This window comes from Salinimicrobium tongyeongense (genome assembly GCF_026109735.1).
Lineage (GTDB): Bacteria > Bacteroidota > Bacteroidia > Flavobacteriales > Flavobacteriaceae > Salinimicrobium > Salinimicrobium tongyeongense.
Genome location: NZ_CP069620.1, coordinates 3042946 through 3061917, shown reverse-complemented (window position 1 = coordinate 3061917; position 18972 = coordinate 3042946). Strand labels below are relative to the sequence as shown.

The window sequence follows — 18972 nt, the reverse complement described above, 5'->3', positions numbered from 1 at the left end:
CCACAAACTAAAATATTTTAAGCTTTTTTTGACATTTTAAAACTCCCTGAAACTAAGGTGCTGAAAATGACATTTTTGAAGTCAGAGTTAAGAAGTGAGAATTTAGAAGTAAAAACTAAGATTGGGTGTCAGAAAAGGTATTGCTCCTAATAGTACATCCAAAAAATTCTAAAGTCGCACATCTACTTTCGTACTTCGTTTGCGTTAGCGGGTGAAGCGGCAGCCCCCGATAGCTATCGGGGCTACAGCGGAACACGCGACCCGCCTTTGCTAAAGCCCCATCGGGCCCACCACTAACGAACAAACTACCGAATATACTAAAACAGCTAAATTAAAAGGCGGGGAACGCCCAGAGGATGATCAGGATTTTCGGTCTCGTTTTGCAGGGGAAGACCATTTATCTGTAAGTTCAAGAAAATTATAGTCGAGTGCAGAAGGCTGCCTCTCTAATTGATTGCCCTGAAATGCCCTTTGCAGAATGTCTTCTATATAATAGTCTTCCTGGTTCTGTGCGGGGTCAAATTCTTCTTTCAGGGAAATATCAAAAAAGCTGGCCGTGGTATTATACCAAAATGCCCGCCACCCGCTCTTGAGCTCTTTTACCAAATCAAAAGCCGTCACGCCGGTTTGCCTGTGGATCAACTTTACCAGAATCTGGCCCTCGGTGCGGGTCAACTTCTTCAATTCGGCTGAAAACTGATTTTCAATATAATTCTGAACTATCTTGGTGTAGCGCTTTCTATCGCGTTTCGACTTGATTTGATCCAACCGGCTGTTGAGTTCTACCAGTCTTTCGGAAGCCAGTTTGGCATAAGGATAAACTTTTATCGTCTTACGTCGCAGAATGAGATATTTACGCCGTTCAAGGTCATTATCAAACTTAAGCCTGCCTAAAATAAGTACTTCATCAAGATCAATATGCGAACGTGCAATTGTATCTCCCTCTATTATATAATACTCATACTCCACACTGTCCTGCACCGGCTCCACCTGGGAGAGAACAGGAAAACTCATTAAAAAAAGGAAAATGAACCAAAGTTGCTTCAAAATATTCGTTTTCAACATGTGAGCTAAAATCATTCCAAAATTACATTATCTATAAATTGTCAGCTCTTCAAATCTTCCTAAATTCGTGCAAAAGATTAAAAATAATGAGTCAGGAAAAAATTCTTACCGAAAAGTCGATAGATTTCTTAGAAAAATATTTGAATAATGCAGCCCCTACAGGTTACGAATGGGAGGGCCAGAAGCTGTGGATGAACTATTTAGAACCTTATGTTGATGAATTCATCACAGATACTTACGGTACAGCTGTTGGCGTGATCAATCCGCAGGCCAAGTACAAGGTAGTTATTGAAGGGCATGCCGATGAGATCTCGTGGTATGTAAATTATATTACCGACGACGGACTTATCTACGTAATCCGTAATGGCGGAAGCGACCACCAGATCGCGGCTTCAAAAAGGGTGAACATCCACACCAGGAACGGGATCGTAAAAGGGGTTTTTGGATGGCCCGCAATTCACACCCGCGATAAAGAAAAAGAACAGGCGCCAAAACTCGACAATATTTCTATAGATGTTGGCTGCTCTTCTAAAGAGGAAGTGGAAGCTCTTGGGGTACACGTGGGCTGCGTGATCACCTACCCCGATGAGTTTTTTATTCTGAATAAGGACAAATTTGTATGCAGGGCACTCGATAACCGCATTGGAGGCTTTATGATTGCTGAAGTTGCACGCCTGCTGAAGGAGAACAAAAAGAAATTGCCTTTTGGTCTTTACATCACCAATTCGGTGCAGGAAGAAATAGGCCTTAGAGGTGCCGAAATGATCACCCAGCGCATTAAACCCAATGTTGCCATAGTGACCGATGTTACCCACGACACCACTACCCCAATGATCGAGAAAAAGACCAACGGCCTTACCAAAATTGGGGATGGCCCGGTAATTTCTTATGCCCCGGCCGTTCAAAACAAGCTGCGCAACCTTCTCATCAAAACTGCTGAAGACAAAGAAATCCCATTCCAGCGTATGGCTTCTTCGAGAATGACCGGGACAGACACAGATGCCTTTGCCTACAGCAACGGCGGCGTGGCATCGGCTTTGATCTCGCTCCCATTGCGTTACATGCATACCACAGTAGAAATGGTACACCGCAACGATGTGGAAAATGTGATAAGGCTGATCTATGAAAGTTTACTGCAACTAAAGGACGGAGATACCTTTAGCTACTTTGAATAAAGTATCCAAAAATGACATTTTTAAGCCTCCTTTTTCTAGGAGGCTTTATTTTTTTCTGAAGTTTTCACATTTCTTTACAAGGACGGCAGAGGGATGAAAACTATATTTAGGAAAAAAAAATCACATGGTGCTTTCTTCAGATGAAGTAAAATCACTCATCTCTAACCCCGATCTTGCTGCCGAAAAAGCCAACCTTCAGTATATTTCTGAAGAAGAGCTGTGCATAGAACGCCGAAAAAGGGGTAAAGGATATCAATACCTGCACGAGGGAGAGCCGGTGAAAGATGAAAACGCGCTTGAAAGGATCAAAAAGCTGGTGATCCCGCCGGCATGGGAAAAAGTAAGGATATGCCCTTACTCCAATGGTCATTTACAGGTTGTGGGGCTTGATGCCAAGCAACGCAAACAGTACATGTACCATCCCGACTGGACAAAAATTCGAAATCTCACGAAGTTTTACAAAATGATCTCCTTCGGAAAAGTGCTGCCTAAAATTCGGGCGCAGGTAGATGAAGACCTTGACAAAAAGGGCATGCCGCAGGAAAAAGTGCTGGCCCTTATCATAAGGCTTATGGAGGAGACGCATATTCGCATTGGCAATGAATCTTACGCCAAACAAAATAAATCTTACGGTTTATCAACCCTACGGAGCCGGCATGTGAAGATCTCAAAAGGAAAAATGCAATTCAACTTTTTAGGGAAACGCGGCATTGAAAATACGGTTTCCATACACGATAAGAAGCTCATAAAACTGGTGAATCAATGCGAGGAAATTCCGGGTTGGGAAGTTTTCAAATATATTGGGGAAGATGGAAAAAAGCACAGCATTGATAGCGGGATGGTTAACGACTACATTCAGGATTTGAGCGGCGCCCTTTTTTCGGCTAAAGATTTCAGGACCTGGAGCGCCACAAAGATCTTTTTTGAAAAATTACGGGAAATTGGTTTTACCGAAGAGGAAAAACAGAACAAAAAGAACATTCTTGAAGCTTATGACGCTGCTGCCGAAGCTTTGAACAACACGCGCAGCGTATGCCGCAGCTATTACGTGCACCCACATGTGGTTCAGCTTTACGAAACCGGAGATATAGTCCCCTATTTCAAAAAGGTGGAAAGAAAACGCACTTCCAAGCCAAATCTCTCACAAACTGAAGAAGTGCTCCTCGAATTGCTCAAAGACTTTGAAATAGAACTGGAAGAAAAAGAAGCTATCTCTTAATCTGACTTCTATTTTTCTGCTGAAAAATTCCTTCTGAAATTTCCTGAAAAAAGGCTTCAGCATAGAATATTCCACCTATTTCTTTTGCTAAATTAGCTGTATGAAAAACACCATTGCAGCCAGGATAGCCGACTTCCTGAAGAATTTTCCGCCCTTTGACCTGCTTCAGAAAGAACAGCTTTACACCCTTGCCAGCGAAGTAAAAGTGATTTATGTGGAAAAAGGCAGAAGCATTTTTAAAGCCGGAGAAGAACAGCATCAGTATTTTTACGTGGTCAATAAAGGAGCGGTTTCAGTATTAAAGCCCGAAAATGGCATTTTTGAGACCATAGATAAGTGTGATGAAGGTGATATCTTTGGGTTGCGGCCTTTGTTCGCCAAAGAAAATTACCTACTAGAGACACTCGCCGATGAAGAATCTATCCTGTATGGAATCCCTATTGATATCTTTAAACCCATTGCTGAAAACCATCCAAAAGTAAGAGAATTCCTATTGCAGAGCTTTGCTTCCAACACCAGGAATCCATATGCTTCAGGAGATAAAGGCAAACTCCTCACCTCAATTACACCGGCAACCGGCACTCAAAACCTCTTTGAATTACAACCCGCCCCCATTACACGAAAAGTGGTCACCGTTTCTCCTGCCACTACTATTCAAAAAGCAGCCCAGAAAATGAGATCCAGAATGGTAGGCTCACTAGTTGTTGTAGAAGACAACATCCCGGTGGGGATAGTTACCGATGAAAATTTCAGGGATCTGGTCGCTAACGGAATGAGCCTGGAAGCTGTTCCTGTTTCAGAAATTATGAGTTCTCCCGTGATATGCTATTCAAAAGGCATCACCATTTCGCAGGCCCAGCTCACGATGATGAAGCACGGGATTGACCATATTTGTATTACTGAAGATGGTACGCCAAACACCCGGGTGACGGGAATTCTTTCTGCTCATAACATCATGCTGTCTGAAGGGAACAACCCTTCCATACTTATGAAGGCTATTCAGCGGTCCAACAGCACCAATGAACTCAAGAAGATCCGGAATAAAATTACTTTGTTGTTAAGAGGATACCTTGAAAGCAATATTCCCCTCAACCTCATCTCAAAGATCATTTTTGAGCTGAATGACGCCACCATTAAAAGGATCATCGAAAGGTGCATCAAAAAAATGCCCGCTCCTCCCCCAACCGACTTTGCCTGGCTATCGCTAGGCAGCCAGGGCAGGAAAGAACAGCTCCTGCAAACCGACCAGGACAATGCCATTATTTTTGCAGATGTCGCAGCTCAGGATCATGCCGCCACTAAAGCATATTTCCTCGAACTGGCAAAAAAGGTAAATAAACGCCTGAGTATCATTGGCTATGAATATTGCCCGGTGAACACCATGGCGAAGAATGAACAGTGGTGTAAAAGCCTTTCAGAATGGAAAGAACAGGTGGCACAATGGATTACTAGTGCAGGAAGCGACGAATTGTTACTGAGTTCAATCTTTTTTGATTTTGACATTTCTTACGGAAATGTTCAAGTATCAAATGCATTGTCTGACCATATTTTTGAATTGTCCCGAAACAACAAAAGGTTCACTTCGGCGCTTGCTGAGGCTACTTTAAGAAATCCGCCGCCTCTTGGTTTTTTCAGGCAATTTGTAGTAGAACACGATGGAGAAAACAAAGATTCTTTTGATATTAAAAAGAGGGCTATAACTCCGCTTACCGATGCGGGAAGGCTTTTGATACTTTCGCACGAAGTAAAGAATTTGAGCAATACTTCAGAAAGATTTGATAAACTGGCACAATTGGAGCCCTCTAACAGGGAACTTTATCTCGCCTGCTCATTTGCATCTAAAGCCCTTCTGAAGTTTCGTACCAAGCAGGGCATCAGGGAACGAAATAACGGCAGGTTCATTAAACTGGGCCAGCTTAGCAAGGAAGAAAAGATGAAACTAAAAAGGTGTTTCAGAAGTTTAAAAGAAGTGCAGGACCTAATAAAGGTTCGGTTTGAAGTCAAGGCCTATGTTTAATTTATTCAAAAAGGAAAGGCCAAACTATCCTGAATTCTGGAAGGCTTATGAGGCGAAATTCCAGGAGGAACTGCCTGCCTTGGTGTCTCAAACTACTTTTGTAGTATTGGATACAGAAACAACCGGTTTTGATTACAGAAAAGACCGCATCCTGAGCATTGGCGCAGTAAAACTTCAGGCGAACGAATTAAATGTTTCTGAAACATTTGAGCATTATCTTCAGCAGGAAAAATTTAACCCCGAAGCCGTAAAGATCCACGGAATTCTGAAAGAGGAAAAAGCTGAATGCCTTTCTGAAGAAGCAGCCCTCAGGGCATTTTTAAAATACATTGAAAATGCAGTGCTTGTGGCACATCATGCTAATTTTGATATTAACATGATCAATTCGGCCTTAAAAAGAATGGAGCTTCCAAAATTGAAAAATCAGGTTCTCGATACAGGATACCTTTACCGGAAGACGCTTTTAAATTCAAACCTTATCAATAAAGAGAAAAAATATACTCTCGACGAAATTGCCGAAGCTTTTATCATAGATGTAAAAGACCGGCATACGGCTATTGGTGATGCATTCATAACTGCAATAGCTTTCCTAAAGATCCTGGGGAAACTCGATAAAAACAAGGAGATGAAATTAAAGGAACTTCTAAAGCTCTGATCCTTAAAATCATCCCCCTGTTCATTTGATAATTTTTCTAAGCCAATTTAATCATGCTTAGCTTCGGCCATAATCTCATCTACAATTTCAGGGTTGAGCAGCGTTGAAGTATCTCCAAGATTATCGGTGTCATTAGAGGCAATTTTTCTCAGGATTCTCCTCATGATCTTACCGCTCCTGGTCTTTGGAAGTCCGCTCACAAACTGGATCTTTTCAGGTTTGGCAATTGGTCCCAGAGTCTGAGAAACGATATCCTTGATTTCTTTTTCCAGTTCTTCCGAAGGCTCCACTTTGTCATATAAGATCACGTAAGCATAGAGCGAATTTCCTTTAACATCGTGAGGAAAACCAACTACTGCACTTTCTACCACGTGTTCATGTTCATCTATCGCATTTTCTATAGCGGCAGTTCCCAGGTTATGCCCCGAAACAATCACAATATCATCTACCCTACCGGTAATCCTGTAGTTGCCAGTAGCATCGCGATAAGCCCCGTCACCGGTAAAATATTTATTTTCAAAAGTCGAAAAATAGACATCTTTATAGCGTTGATGATCTCCATAAATAGTACGGGCTATAGAGGGCCAGGGGAATTTAATGGCCAGCCTTCCTTCAACAGGTTCGGTGGTGTTGGGAATCTCCTCCCCTTCATTGTTCATTAGCACAGGCTGTACGCCCGGTAGTGGCAGCGTGGCAAAAGTTGGTCTTGTGGGCGTAATACCGGCAAGGGGCGATATCATGATAGCCCCGGTTTCGGTTTGCCACCAGGTATCTACCACAGGGCAGTTTCCTTTCCCAACATTATCGTTATACCAGTGCCAGGCTTCCTCATTAATTGGTTCTCCCACACTGCCCAATACCTTGAGGGAAGAAAGGTCATGGTTTTCCACAAAATTTAGTGGTTGTTTGGCCAGAGACCTGATGGCAGTTGGAGCCGTATAAAAATGAGTGACCTTAATTTTATCTACAATATCCCAAAACCTTCCGTAGTCGGGATAACTTGGAATACCTTCAAACATTACGGTTGTAGCACCAGAAGCCAGAGGCCCGTAAATAATATAGGAGTGGCCGGTGATCCAGCCAATATCGGCAGTACACCAGTAAACGTCATCTTTTTCTAGCTGAAACACGTTCTGAAAGGAGTAAGTGGTGCCCACCATATAGCCGCCAACGGTATGAACCATACCCTTGGGTTTGCCCGTAGAGCCCGAAGTATAAAGTATAAACAACATATCTTCGGCATCCATAACTTCTGCCGGGCATTCTTTTTCGGCTTTTTGCAGCTCATCAAACCAAAACTTATCGCGTCCTTCTTTCATAGGGGTTGGCTCCACAGTACGGCGATAAACGATCACTGTTTCCACCCCGGGTGTTTCCTCAAGGGCCTTATCGCACATCTCCTTCAAATTCACCTTTTTGGAACCTCTGTAGACCTCATTTGCCGTGATGAGCATCTTACAATCTGAATCATTGATTCGCCTTGCAATGGCAGAGCTGGAAAATCCGGCAAAAACAATAGAATGAACAGCACCAATACGGGCACAGGCAAGCATGGCAATGGCCAGTTCGGGGATCATGGGCATATAAAGGCACACCCTGTCCCCTTTTTTGATCCCATTGTTCTTAAGCACATTCGCAAAGTGGGAAACTTTAACAAAAAGCTGCCGGTAAGTGATGTAGCGTGATTCTTCATCGGGGTCGTTAGGTTCCCAAATGATCGCGGTTTTATTCCCCAGGGTTTCCAGGTGACGGTCAAGGCAATTTTCGGTGATATTCAACTTTCCGCCCTGAAACCATTTTACTTCGGGTGTTTTAAAATCCCATTCCAGGGTTTTATCCCACTTTTGTTGCCAGGTAAAGGTAGTTGCTACTTCATCCCAAAAAGCTTCAGGATCTTTTATACTCTTTTTGTAAGCCTTTTTATAGTCGGCAAAGCTGCGTAATTGTAGATTTTCCATTTTTTAAAATTAGGAAAAGGAACTTCAAAAACAAATAAATTTTCAGGAGGGTACTCAAAAATGACATTTTTGAAAGGTATTTTTCCGAAGGAATAAATGAGAGAGGCCTTCGCTGTTTTTTCTGAAATATGTATCTTTAAGTAAGCACAGGATTTTTAAACTTCAGAAAAACCTATGGAATTTATCGACTATTACAAGGTTTTAGAGCTGGATAAGAATGCTACTAAAAGTGATATTAAGAAGGCTTACCGGAAGCTGGCCCGAAAGTACCACCCCGACCTCAACCCGAATGATGCCGCTGCCCAAAAGAAATTTCAGCAGATCAATGAGGCGCATGAGGTGTTGATAGACCCCGAAAAGCGGAAAAAATACGACCAGTACGGCAAAGACTGGCAACATGCCGAAGAGTTTGAAAAAGCGAAAGCCCAGCAGCAGTATCAGCGGCAGGCCGGTGGCGGTTTTGGGGGAGGCACCGGTGGTTTTGGAGGTGCGGAAAGTTTTAGCGGCGGCAGATTTGAAGGAGGGGATTTTTCAGACTTTTTTGAATCTATGTTTGGAGGAGCTGCGGGCGGAAGGCAGAGAACCACGCGTTTTAGAGGGCAGGATTTCAACGCCGAGCTGCAGCTTAACCTCAGCGATGTTTACAAAACCCATAAACAAACCCTTAACGTAAACGGAAAGAACATCAGGCTCACCATTCCTGCAGGAGTGGAAAACGGGCAAACCATAAGGATTAAAGGCTATGGCGGCGAAGGAATGAACGGCGGCCCCAGCGGGGACCTGCTCCTAACTTTTTGCATAAATAATAACAGCTCGTTTAAACGCGAAGGCCAGCATCTTTATAAAGACGTGGAGCTGGATATCTTCACGGCTATTCTGGGAGGAGAGCTCATGGTAGATACTTTTGACGGAAAGGTAAAACTTAGCGTAAAACCCGAAACTCAAAATGGTACTACCGTAAAGCTGAAAGGAAAAGGATTTCCGGTATATAAAAAAGAAGGCAGATTTGGCGACTTGTTTATCACGTATAAACTGAAGATCCCAACAAACCTGAGTGCCCGGGAAAAGGAACTTTTACAGGAACTGAAAAAACTGCGGAAAAATGGATGATCGATATATTTCAATAATAGAATTTTGTAACTGCCATAGACTGGAGTACTCGTTTATACATTCGCTCACAGAGCACGGACTAATTGAGACCGTGATTATTGAAGAAAATGAATATATAGAACAGGAACAAATAAGGGAACTGGAACGTATGATGCGCCTGCATTATGACCTGGATATCAACCTGGAAGGTATAGAGGCCATAAACCATTTACTTGATCGGGTTTCCCGCCTACAAAAAGAAGTGAGGCAGCTGCAAAATCGCCTCAAACTATATGAAGACTAATCTTTAAACCTACTTATGAAATTAGCACTTATTATTTTTACGGGAGTTACTTTATTATTATCGCTTCAAACCTGCAACAACAGCCAGAGTAAGCAGGATAATCAAACTTCGGCTGAAGTGAATGAAAAAGCCATGGAGGTTACCGGCACCATCAAGGAGCAGGGAATTACTTCTTACCAGTATGGCACCCATACCATTACTATTGCAGGTGATAAATTTTACGCGCTAAAAAGTGAGGCTGTAAACCTGGATGATTATTTAGATGAAGAGGTTACTATAGTTGCCAAAAAAATTGAAGGCTACCCATTATCTGGAGGCCCCGAATATCTTTTAGTGTTAGAGGTAAAGTGAAGGTATATTTTACGAAGTTAGAAATACGAATTTCAGTTGGTTCCAGGAGGTCCGGGATGAAATCCTGAACAAGAAGAGCAATTAATAAGAAGTCATTGTATGAAATAAAAACGGGTATGTAACATTCTAGAACAAATGCATCTAAAGAGAAAATAAATATTTTAAAAATGAAACAAATTTTACTTTGCCTCAGTTTATTAGTTCTAAGCCTAAAGGCTTTTCCCCAACAAAGTTTCAATATCAGTATAAAGGGTAATGGACAACCGGTACTGATATTCCCTGGTTTTACCAGTACCCCGGAAGCATTTACTACAATTATTGACGTTTTGTCTGAAGATTATGAAGTACATGCTTTTACCTTTGCCGGTTTTGGAGAGGTGCCTCCAATAGACTTTCCCTGGCTGGAGACAATTCAACAGGATGTTCTACAATATATTAACGAAAATAATCTAAATAACCCTATAATAATTGGTCAAAGTATGGGTGGTACTTTGGGGCTTTGGCTTGCCACCAAAACCCCTGAAATCTCCCAATTAATATTTATTGGTGCCCTTCCTGCTATGGGAGCTTTGATGATACCAAATTATGATAGTTCAGTTATTCATTATGACACACCATATAACCAACAATTACTGACTATGGATACCACTGCATTTAAGGCAATGGCATTTCAAATGGCCAGAAGAATGTCCTTAAATGAAGAGCAACACGAGAAAATAGCCACCCGGATAATTCAGAGCGATCGCATCACAGGAAATTGTAGTCCTGGCAATAATGTTCAACCTGGATAAGATCGATATTTCAATAGTAGACGATAGGTTCCAGGCCATTGTAAAGGAAAAAGGCGACGAGAATATCAAAGTCGAACTGCTGCCAGGATCATCAACGATGAGATTCGGGTGCGCATGCCCAAGAACATCCGCAGGATGCGAAAGCTGAAAGAAGAGCTGGAAAAAGTGCTGAGCAACTACCACAGAAATTCACTGGATTCCATCGCCGCCATCAAGCATTTGCTGGACCTCGCCAATGAATTTCAGCAGGATGACATCAGGACCAGGCAACCCGGTTTAACAGAAGACGAACTCGCTTTTTATGACCTAGGAGAAAGAACTTTTCTTATTTTAAGGAAAGTTCTTTTGAATAATGCAGGTTTTGGTTATTTTAGAAGACCCGGTACCTCCCACTTCTAAACTGGAGGAGTTGATACTAATGGTAAGTTTGCATTAATAAAAGGTACATTTCTGTGAGAAAAAAAGGAATCTTAAATTAAATGAGAATAACCCTTACAAATTGTCATTTAAAATAGTTGGTAGTTATTTATGGCAAAACATTCTAAGGAATGTAGCTTTATGAAATAAAAATGGCGGACTTTTGAGCCCGCCATTAATTAAAATACCATCTTTTTAAAATTTGTACCCCAACCCAATCGTCAGAGAATTAACTCTTGATTTTACATCACTGGGCATCCCCTCTACATCTCCAATCCGGTTTGTTAGCTCCAGGGAGTAACGCGCCTGCAACTGAAAATCTTCTGTGATATCGAATCCAGCACCAAATGTTACATCCAGACCAAAAGCATTTATTTCATCTCCTGTTTCCTCCAAAATAATACTGGCCTGGGGTCCTGCCAAGAGATTAAATGCAGAGTCGCCAACATAATACTTAGCCAAAACAGGGATGAACAAGATACCTTCAGAATCTTGGACTTTCCCATAATTTACACCCGGTTGCAGAGAAAAATCGGAAGACAAATCAAAATCAGCAAATGCCCCAAGGTAAAAACCAGATTCGCTAACCGAAGCATTGAATCCTTCATAGCTTGAAGAAACATTCAAGTTTAAATAACCAGCAGTCAATCCAAAATCAGCAGACTGAGAAAAAGCCTGGGCGGACATAAAAATTCCGCAACATAAAAGAATTATTTTTTTCATAAAGTTGATTAGATATTCAGTGAATATAATAATTTTTTGTTAAAAAATTGACTCAACGGGAATAATAAAATATCTATATTTTTTAAGATTTTAGGATTGCAAATAATGAATTATGAATAGTAAAAGCTATAAAAACAATCATTTAGGAGCAATATTCAAATAAATTTATTTATTTACTTCTACCTGGTCACTCCTATCTTTGAGTTATGTAACTTTTGTAACATTGAAGTTTTTATAAAAATCCTAATTTTGCCCTTCATGGGTTTTAAAAACTTCATAGCGGCTTTTCTTATTCTTCTTTTCCTTGGAAAGATTGTGTCGATAGATGCTAAATTTATAGGGGTCATTTTGGAGGCTTCTGAAGTCACCTTGGTAAATAAGATGTGCCTAAAACAGCAATTAACTGAAGGGTCACATAGTGAGTTCACACACGCCGATATTACATCTCATGTTGAACTTGATTATCTATGTCATGTCTCCTTTGACTTTAGGCCTGAAGAAGAGTTCAAAACACTCACTGCTAAACACTTCAAAGAAAACAGTTACCACCCACCAGAGATTTTTCCAATCTCCCGCGATAAATTCTATCCCCCTCCAAAGGTTTAAGTTTATTTCCTAATAATTTTTCCGGCTAAAAATCTGGTATTTAACCGGTTTTACAGCCATTATCTCTTCATTTTATTAAAGACCATAATGACCACTACAAACTTAGTGAGCAGTCGTTCGGTACAACTTTTCCGCGTGATGTTAAGCGGGATATTCCTGGTGGCGAGTTCAAGCCATCTGCTCAGGTTGGAACAGACACTGCGACGAATAGAAGAAGCCCATTTTAAAGGTATAGCCTATTTTTTTGGAGAACCCAGTTTTATGGTAATCGCCTCCGGAATAGTAATGCTCCTGGCTGGAATAAGTTTATTTATCGGATTCAGAACCCGATGGGCAGCATTAATTTTACTTGTTGTACTTATTCCTATAACATTAACTATTCAGGTAGGACAAATTACGACTCTGGGGCCATTATTTAAAAACATCGCCATTATGGGCGGGCTCATTTTCTTCATAATCAACGACTTCAATAAACCTAAAAAAACAAATCATGAAAAATATTTTTTATAGCAGCATATTAATCATGCTTGCACTTTTTACAATTAGTACCCAAGCTCAAACAAGGGCTTCAGGGAAATCGAATTATGTGGTTCTCACCAAACAAATCCCTCAATTAAAACCTATTCTTTTAGCAGCACAGGAACTAGCTAAACAAGATGGACATCACTTTGGTGATTTCCAGGTAGTAGTTTGTGGTAAGGCTGTTCAAAACCTCACCAATGAAGAAATGGTGAAGGATTTCATCTCACAGGCCGGGCAGGCAAATGTCACCATAAATGCATGTGGTTTTTCCCTAAAGAAGTTTGGAGTAGATCACGAAGAACTGCACCAGAGTTTAAAGGTGGTGGAAAACGGGATTCTATACAACTTCGAATTACAAAAGAAGGGCTACTTAAGTATTGAACTATAAAATCAATCAAAAACGATTTTCTCATGAATAAGAAACTAAAAAAGAATTTAATAGAATACGGAATTATAGGAGCAGTCATAATTGGACTTTTTGTCACCGGCCTCCACACAGAGGTATTTGGATTCCTGCAACGCGGTATATTGGCTACCGGAATTATGGATCCAAAAATTGAAGATAAAGCTGATATTGCTTCGGTAACTCCTGCCAAAGGAGCAGTTCTGGACCTTAACCTGATAAATTCCAAAGGTGAAAAAGTTAATATGGAACAGTATCGTGGAAAAGTTATTTTTCTAAACTTCTGGGCCACCTGGTGTCCTCCATGTATTGCTGAGATGCCTGGAATTAATAAACTTTACCAGGATGTGAAAGACGATAATGTCGAATTTATAATGCTCTCGGTAGATCAAAATTTCGAGAAAGCTAAAAAGTTTAAGGAAAGAAAAGGATACGATTTTGAGATCTATAGAGCTGCAGGACCAATACCTCAAATGTATTCTACGCGCAGTATTCCCACTACTTATGTGATCGATGCCAATGGCAACCTTGCACTTACCCATCTAGGGATGGGGGATTTTTACACAAAAGATTTCAAACAATTTTTAACCGAGCTTCAATAGAGAAACGGCTACCCTAACCGGGTAGCCTTTCCTTTAATCAAAAAGAATTCATGAAAAAAATATATTTGAGCCTCCTGCTGGCATTAGTCTCATTTCTTCCTCATGTAGCACAGGTGCAGGAAGCACCAGAATGGCAGGTTAAGGCCGATAATGATAATGCTGCACCTCAAGATGAAGTTACTCTAACATTTACTGCCAATATACCTCAAGACTGGTATATGTACTCTAGTGATTTTGATCCCGACCTGGGGCCAATGCTTACAGAATTCAGTTTTGATCCTTCCGGAAAATTTGAACTTTTTGGGGAGATCATACCGGTAGATCCCAAAAAAAAATATGAAGAAATTTGGGAAGGGGATGTCACTTATTTTACCGATAAGGCTGAATTTCAACATAAAATCAAACTTATTGATAAAAACCCGATAATTTCCGGAAGGGTAATTTACCAGATCTGTTCAGATGTTACAGGGCAATGTATTCCTTATGAAACTGAATTTTCCATCAACCTTTCGGGAGAAAAAGCGGGTGCAGCAGCAAATGCCGCAAACCTTTCTAACTCTTCAGGTCAACCTCCTCTTAAAGAATTGGAGCCCTTTACCAACACCTTCGAACCAGTGGAAGAAGAAAAAGGATGGATGGGATTGATGGCCTTCTACCTCATCTCGTTTGGAGCAGGACTGGCAGCCCTGCTTACTCCCTGTGTTTTTCCAATGATCCCCATGACCGTTACATTCTTTACAAAATCCAGCGGTAGCCGCTCAAGGGGAATATTGCATGCGGCTATCTATGGTGTTTCTATCATAGCTATATATACCCTTGTAGGAACGGTTTTCGCTTTAATATTTGGAGCTGGTTTTGCCAATTTTCTAAGCACCCACTGGTTTCCCAATCTTTTGTTCTTCACAATTTTTGTATTATTTGCTCTCTCTTTCTTTGGATTGTTCGAAATAAGATTACCAAGTAAACTGGTCAACAATATTGACAACCAAGCAAATAAAGGCGGTTTAGCCGGGATATTTTTTATGGCCTTTACCTTAGTTCTCGTTGGATTCAGCTGTACAGGACCTATTGCAGGAACTATTCTGTTAGAAGCTGCCAGTGGCCAGGCAATTAAACCCTTAATAGGTATGTTGGGCTTTTCTACTGCCTTTGCTATTCCTTTCACGTTGTTTGCGATCTTCCCCGGATGGCTGAGTTCCCTGCCTAAAAGCGGCGGCTGGCTTAATACTGTAAAGGTGGTTCTTGGATTTCTAGAACTCGCGCTCGCGCTTAAATTCCTGAGTATGGTAGACCAAGTTTATCATTGGAACCTCCTGGACCGTGAAATTTATCTGGCCCTATGGATCGTGATTTTTACTCTGCTCGGATTTTACCTTTTAGGAAAGATTATCTTTCCGCATGAACAGAAATCGGACAGTACTTCTATTTCACGAATTCTCAGTGCAATTCTAGTATTTAGTTTTGTAGTTTACCTTATTCCCGGACTCTTCGGTGCACCTTTAAAAGCACTCGCAGGTTACCTGCCGCCAATGAGCACCCATGATTTCCAACTCGTGAATTCAGAGGTGAGTTCAAAACAGGGAGCTGTTACCACAGGATGTGAACGGGCGAAGTACGATGATTTCCTCGAACTGCCCCATGGTATCAAAGGATATTTTGATTACGAACAGGCGCTTACCTGCTCAAAAAAACAACATAAACCTATTTTTATAGACTTTACCGGCCATGGGTGTGTGAATTGTCGGGAGATGGAAGCCGCTGTATGGAGTGATCCTGCAGTCTTAAAAAGGTTAAAAGAAGACTACATCGTGGTCGCCCTGTATGTCGATGAAAAAACAGAACTCCCCAGAAAAGATTGGTATATTTCTGTTTACGACAAAAAAATAAAAAAGACCATTGGTGCCCAAAATATGGATTTCATGATCCAGAAGCTTAATGCAAATGCGCAGCCTTACTACACGCTGGTTGGAGACAATGAGGAGTTACTCTCTCCTCCAAGAGCCTATGATCTAGACGTACAGGAATTTGTGGAATTTCTGGATGCCGGAAAAGCCAACTATGACGAAAGTTTGAACAAATCAGCAGCCGAATTTTTGTAATTGGCAGATAAGTGAAAAATCATCTTCTTAATAAAATAACAACCCGCATTGGTATTATTCTAATGCGGGTTATAATAAAATTCCAGAAGATTATATTATTTACTTCAAGCTGAATCAGAAAAGGCCTCAACTATTAAACAAAAAGTAATGGAAAATCCTGATGATTTAGAAAAACTACTTTATAGTGTCCCTAATACCATTACTAGTAACTACTGCAAAACCATATTCAGGGATATTTCCCTCATGCATTGAATGGTCGTTCAAGGGATTTTCTTACTTTTTTCGAATTCAGCAACAGTCCTGCAACTGAAGTTACGCCCTACAGATGTTAAAACTAGAAGAGGTTTAAAAAATTGGTCCATATGGTAGAAGTTATAAGATTTTTTTAAAAAAAGTTTTTAAAGGCGAGTTTTGGGTTGAAATTTGTCTATTAATATAGTTAAATTAAAGTTAAAGGTTACAAATTCGGTTACAGTAAAAATCCAAGACTTGGGAGGATACAGAAATAGAGGGGTTTCTGAGTTTTTGGATAGTTCCTCTTTCTCCGCAAAAAAAATCCCGCAACAGAAGTTGCGGGATTTTTGCTTTTTGGGTAGATCAACCCTCCAGACCCTCGCCCGCAATTAACTTCCTGAACTAAAACCAGCTAACCATTTTTATAAAAAAATCTTTCAGTTTTCCAGAATTTTACTCTTTGTACTACAAAGAATGTGTTAAAATTGCAGCTTTAAAAATACCAGTTGCATGTACCTTTCTACCCCCTACAAAATCCTCTTTCTTTTATTTGTAAGCTTTAGTTTTATATCCGGAAAAGCTCAAACCATAACGGGAACTGTAATTAACCATAACAATTCCCCTGTTGCTGAGGCATATATCTATAACCTGAACAACGAAAATCACGCCCACACTTCTTCCCTGGGGCAATTTTCCCTGCAGGCCAAAGCCGGGGATTCCATCCGGGTGAGCCATATTGGCTATAAAAGCTTCACATTCACAGCCCTTACAGGTAAAAATACCTTCGAGTTGCAGGAAAAGCTCAACCTCATCAACGAAGTTGTTCTCACCCCCGGACTTAATTCTCTGGAAGTGTTCAGCAAAGTAAATATTAACATCAATCCGGTTACTTCCTCCCAGGATCTACTCCGAAAAGTCCCGGGTTTGATCATTGGGCAACATGCAGGTGGTGGAAAAGCCGAACAGATTTTTCTGCGGGGTTTTGATATTGACCACGGGACCGATATAAGCATTGGAGTAGACGGAATGCCGGTAAACCTCGTCTCTCATGCGCACGGCCAGGGTTATAGCGATTTGCATTTCCTGATTCCTGAAACAATTGAAGGGGTTGCCTTTGGAAAAGGGCCTTACAATACTGAAAAAGGCAATTTTGCAACTGCAGGTTTTGTATCCTTTAAAACCAAAGACAGGCTTGAGAACAACCTGATTAAAGCCGAAGCAGGACAATTCAATTCACAAAGGCTGTTGGGAATGTTCAGCCTGCTTAATAAGCAAAACCACAGCCTTTACCTTGCATCAGAATACCTTGCCACAGACGGCCCTTTTGAGAGTCCGCAGAACTTTAACCGCATCAACCTTATGGCAAAATATGCCGGTAAGGTAGGGCCAGCCAATTCTTTAAAAGCTAGTATCTCAAAGTTTTCCAGTACCTGGGATGCCTCGGGGCAAATTCCGCTAAGGGCGGTTCAAAGCGGCATGATCTCCAGGTTTGGCGCTATAGATGACACCGAGGGGGGCGAAACTTCACGCACCAACCTTATTGTGGAATACGATCATCAAATAAATGAAAAATCTTCGGTCAGGAATAAAGTTTACTATTCAGAATATGATTTTCTGTTGTTCTCAAACTTCACTTTCTTCCTTGAAGACCCCGAATTTGGTGACCAGATAAAACAACAGGAAACAAGAACCATGCTGGGGTTAAATTCTGAATACCACAACAGGTTTAATTTTAAAAAATGGTACGGCGACCTGCAGGCGGGAATCAGTTTGCGGAATGATCAAAGCGAAGAGAACGAACTGTCTCACACCTACCAGCGCCTTTCTACCCTCTCCTACTTCAGCCTGGGCGACATTAACGAGACCAATCTTGCCGCTTATATCAATGCTGAACTGCACCTCGGAAAATGGACCATCAACCCCGGAATTCGGGTTGATCACTTTAATTTTGAATACTACGATCGTCTCGCTCCCGAATATTTAACACTTTCTGAAGAAAAGAGCATTATTAGCCCAAAACTCAACTTTCTTTATAACGCAAAAAATAATTTACAGCTCTACCTGAAGGCAGGTAAAGGTTTTCATTCTAATGACACCAGAGTGGTAGTGCGAAAAGCTTCAGAAAATATTTTACCCGCAGCTTACGGCAGCGACCTGGGAATGATCTGGAAACCGGTACCAAATATGATGATAAATACAGCTTTTTGGTACCTTTTTCTCGAACAGGAATTTGTTTACGTGGGTGATGCCGGTATCTTGGAGCCCAGCGGCAAAACCGAACGTAAAGGTGTAGATCTTAGCCTGCAGTACCAGCCCTTAAACTGGCTGTACGGGAACCTTGATGCCACATACACTGTTGCCCGCGCCCTAAACGCTCCTGGCAACAGTAATTACATTCCCCTGGCACCAGATTTCACCCTTACAGGTGGTCTTAATGTAGATTTAACTTCGGGGATTTACTCCGGAATTTACATGCGGCACCTCTCCTCGCGCCCTGCCAATGAAGACAACAGCATAGTGGCCGAAGGCTATACGGTTTTTGACTTCAATCTGGGATATGAGTTTCAAAAATGGCATGTTGGAGTGAATATTCAGAACCTCTTTGATACTGAATGGAATGAAACCCAGTTTGCAACAGCATCCCGACTTTCTTTTGAAACAGAACCTGTTGAAGAAATCCATTTTACCCCGGGAACATCATTTTTCTTAAAAGGGATCGTCAGTTATACATTTTAGGGGTCA

General features: G+C 41.2%; 18 protein-coding genes. 15 read left to right on the top strand and 3 right to left on the bottom strand.

Going from position 1 to position 18972, the window contains the following annotated elements:
* Positions 1 to 360: 360 nt before the first annotated feature.
* Complete coding sequence (locus JRG66_RS13620) at positions 361 to 1014, bottom strand: DUF4294 domain-containing protein (protein ID WP_265163315.1); 654 nt, start codon at positions 1012 to 1014, stop codon at positions 361 to 363.
* 137 nt (positions 1015 to 1151) lie between these two features.
* Here JRG66_RS13620 and JRG66_RS13615 point away from each other — a divergent pair, with 137 nt between their 5' ends.
* The 4 genes from JRG66_RS13615 to JRG66_RS13600 all read left to right on the top strand — a co-directional run bounded on the left by JRG66_RS13615 (position 1152) and on the right by JRG66_RS13600 (position 6131).
* The gene (locus JRG66_RS13615; protein ID WP_265163314.1) at positions 1152 to 2240 is read left to right on the top strand and encodes a M42 family metallopeptidase; all 1089 of its coding nucleotides are present in this window, start codon (positions 1152 to 1154) and stop codon (positions 2238 to 2240) included.
* A 124-nt stretch (positions 2241 to 2364) separates the two neighbouring features.
* The gene (locus JRG66_RS13610) at positions 2365 to 3459 is read left to right on the top strand and encodes a DNA topoisomerase IB (RefSeq protein ID WP_265163313.1); all 1095 of its coding nucleotides are present in this window, start codon (positions 2365 to 2367) and stop codon (positions 3457 to 3459) included.
* A gap of 100 nt (positions 3460 to 3559) precedes the next feature.
* Positions 3560 to 5476, top strand: a complete 1917-nt coding sequence (locus JRG66_RS13605; protein ID WP_265163312.1) for a DUF294 nucleotidyltransferase-like domain-containing protein — start codon at positions 3560 to 3562, stop codon at positions 5474 to 5476.
* Positions 5469 to 6131 (top strand): 3'-5' exonuclease, encoded by a 663-nt coding sequence (locus tag JRG66_RS13600; RefSeq protein WP_265163311.1) that lies wholly within the window; start codon positions 5469 to 5471, stop codon positions 6129 to 6131. Before JRG66_RS13605 ends, JRG66_RS13600 begins: the two co-directional genes overlap by 8 nt.
* Before the next feature lie 47 nt (positions 6132 to 6178).
* On the opposite strand, the gene acs is transcribed toward JRG66_RS13600, so the two are convergent.
* Positions 6179 to 8089, bottom strand: coding sequence for an acetate--CoA ligase (gene acs, locus JRG66_RS13595; protein WP_265163310.1), 1911 nt, complete (start codon positions 8087 to 8089; stop codon positions 6179 to 6181).
* 174 nt (positions 8090 to 8263) lie between these two features.
* Between acs and JRG66_RS13590 the strand changes: the two genes are divergently transcribed.
* The 5 genes from JRG66_RS13590 (at position 8264) to JRG66_RS13570 (ending at position 11023) form a co-directional block, all read left to right on the top strand.
* Entirely contained in the window at positions 8264 to 9199 is a 936-nt protein-coding gene (locus JRG66_RS13590; protein ID WP_265163309.1) for a DnaJ C-terminal domain-containing protein, read from the top strand.
* A complete protein-coding gene (locus tag JRG66_RS13585; RefSeq protein WP_265163308.1) occupies positions 9192 to 9482 on the top strand; it encodes a chaperone modulator CbpM in 291 nt (96 codons plus the stop codon). The genes JRG66_RS13590 and JRG66_RS13585 overlap by 8 nt, the downstream gene beginning before the upstream one ends.
* A gap of 15 nt (positions 9483 to 9497) precedes the next feature.
* On the top strand, positions 9498 to 9833 hold the full coding sequence (locus JRG66_RS13580) for a hypothetical protein (RefSeq protein ID WP_265163307.1): 336 nt from the start codon (positions 9498 to 9500) through the stop codon (positions 9831 to 9833).
* 167 nt (positions 9834 to 10000) lie between these two features.
* Complete coding sequence (locus JRG66_RS13575; RefSeq protein WP_265163306.1) at positions 10001 to 10624, top strand: alpha/beta fold hydrolase; 624 nt, start codon at positions 10001 to 10003, stop codon at positions 10622 to 10624.
* A gap of 108 nt (positions 10625 to 10732) precedes the next feature.
* The gene (locus tag JRG66_RS13570; protein ID WP_371875315.1) at positions 10733 to 11023 is read left to right on the top strand and encodes a type I restriction enzyme endonuclease domain-containing protein; all 291 of its coding nucleotides are present in this window, start codon (positions 10733 to 10735) and stop codon (positions 11021 to 11023) included.
* A 213-nt stretch (positions 11024 to 11236) separates the two neighbouring features.
* Here JRG66_RS13570 and JRG66_RS13565 read toward each other — a convergent pair whose 3' ends face one another.
* Complete coding sequence (locus JRG66_RS13565) at positions 11237 to 11764, bottom strand: porin family protein (protein WP_265163305.1); 528 nt, start codon at positions 11762 to 11764, stop codon at positions 11237 to 11239.
* A gap of 258 nt (positions 11765 to 12022) precedes the next feature.
* Between JRG66_RS13565 and JRG66_RS13560 the strand changes: the two genes are divergently transcribed.
* The 6 genes from JRG66_RS13560 to JRG66_RS13535 all read left to right on the top strand — a co-directional run bounded on the left by JRG66_RS13560 (position 12023) and on the right by JRG66_RS13535 (position 18966).
* On the top strand, positions 12023 to 12370 hold the full coding sequence (locus tag JRG66_RS13560) for a hypothetical protein (protein ID WP_265163304.1): 348 nt from the start codon (positions 12023 to 12025) through the stop codon (positions 12368 to 12370).
* 87 nt (positions 12371 to 12457) lie between these two features.
* Entirely contained in the window at positions 12458 to 12880 is a 423-nt protein-coding gene (locus JRG66_RS13555) for a DoxX family protein (RefSeq protein ID WP_265163303.1), read from the top strand.
* A complete protein-coding gene (locus JRG66_RS13550) occupies positions 12861 to 13280 on the top strand; it encodes a DsrE family protein (RefSeq protein ID WP_265163302.1) in 420 nt (139 codons plus the stop codon). Before JRG66_RS13555 ends, JRG66_RS13550 begins: the two co-directional genes overlap by 20 nt.
* Positions 13281 to 13303: 23 nt before the next feature.
* Entirely contained in the window at positions 13304 to 13897 is a 594-nt protein-coding gene (locus tag JRG66_RS13545; RefSeq protein WP_265163301.1) for a TlpA family protein disulfide reductase, read from the top strand.
* Between the two features lie 50 nt (positions 13898 to 13947).
* Positions 13948 to 15996 carry a protein-disulfide reductase DsbD family protein gene (locus JRG66_RS13540; RefSeq protein ID WP_265163300.1) on the top strand — a complete coding sequence of 683 codons (2049 nt, stop codon included), beginning with the start codon at positions 13948 to 13950 and terminating at the stop codon, positions 15994 to 15996.
* A 744-nt stretch (positions 15997 to 16740) separates the two neighbouring features.
* On the top strand, positions 16741 to 18966 hold the full coding sequence (locus JRG66_RS13535) for a TonB-dependent receptor (RefSeq protein ID WP_265163299.1): 2226 nt from the start codon (positions 16741 to 16743) through the stop codon (positions 18964 to 18966).
* Positions 18967 to 18972 lie beyond the last annotated feature (6 nt).

What these genes read in the sequence shown, in the direction of transcription:
- JRG66_RS13550 (WP_265163302.1), top strand. Translation starts at nt 12,861, where the DNA reads ATGAAAAATATTTTTTATAGCAGCATATTAATCATGCTTGCACTTTTT.
- JRG66_RS13615 (WP_265163314.1), top strand. Translation starts at nt 1,152, where the DNA reads ATGAGTCAGGAAAAAATTCTTACCGAAAAGTCGATAGATTTCTTAGAA.
- JRG66_RS13565 (WP_265163305.1), bottom strand. Translation starts at nt 11,764, where the DNA reads ATGAAAAAAATAATTCTTTTATGTTGCGGAATTTTTATGTCCGCCCAG.
- JRG66_RS13540 (WP_265163300.1), top strand. Translation starts at nt 13,948, where the DNA reads ATGAAAAAAATATATTTGAGCCTCCTGCTGGCATTAGTCTCATTTCTT.
- JRG66_RS13560 (WP_265163304.1), top strand. Translation starts at nt 12,023, where the DNA reads ATGGGTTTTAAAAACTTCATAGCGGCTTTTCTTATTCTTCTTTTCCTT.
- JRG66_RS13610 (WP_265163313.1), top strand. Translation starts at nt 2,365, where the DNA reads ATGGTGCTTTCTTCAGATGAAGTAAAATCACTCATCTCTAACCCCGAT.
- JRG66_RS13545 (WP_265163301.1), top strand. Translation starts at nt 13,304, where the DNA reads ATGAATAAGAAACTAAAAAAGAATTTAATAGAATACGGAATTATAGGA.
- JRG66_RS13535 (WP_265163299.1), top strand. Translation starts at nt 16,741, where the DNA reads ATGTACCTTTCTACCCCCTACAAAATCCTCTTTCTTTTATTTGTAAGC.
- JRG66_RS13590 (WP_265163309.1), top strand. Translation starts at nt 8,264, where the DNA reads ATGGAATTTATCGACTATTACAAGGTTTTAGAGCTGGATAAGAATGCT.
- JRG66_RS13605 (WP_265163312.1), top strand. Translation starts at nt 3,560, where the DNA reads ATGAAAAACACCATTGCAGCCAGGATAGCCGACTTCCTGAAGAATTTT.
- JRG66_RS13585 (WP_265163308.1), top strand. Translation starts at nt 9,192, where the DNA reads ATGGATGATCGATATATTTCAATAATAGAATTTTGTAACTGCCATAGA.
- JRG66_RS13555 (WP_265163303.1), top strand. Translation starts at nt 12,458, where the DNA reads ATGACCACTACAAACTTAGTGAGCAGTCGTTCGGTACAACTTTTCCGC.
- JRG66_RS13600 (WP_265163311.1), top strand. Translation starts at nt 5,469, where the DNA reads ATGTTTAATTTATTCAAAAAGGAAAGGCCAAACTATCCTGAATTCTGG.
- JRG66_RS13575 (WP_265163306.1), top strand. Translation starts at nt 10,001, where the DNA reads ATGAAACAAATTTTACTTTGCCTCAGTTTATTAGTTCTAAGCCTAAAG.
- acs (WP_265163310.1), bottom strand. Translation starts at nt 8,089, where the DNA reads ATGGAAAATCTACAATTACGCAGCTTTGCCGACTATAAAAAGGCTTAC.
- JRG66_RS13620 (WP_265163315.1), bottom strand. Translation starts at nt 1,014, where the DNA reads ATGAGTTTTCCTGTTCTCTCCCAGGTGGAGCCGGTGCAGGACAGTGTG.
- JRG66_RS13580 (WP_265163307.1), top strand. Translation starts at nt 9,498, where the DNA reads ATGAAATTAGCACTTATTATTTTTACGGGAGTTACTTTATTATTATCG.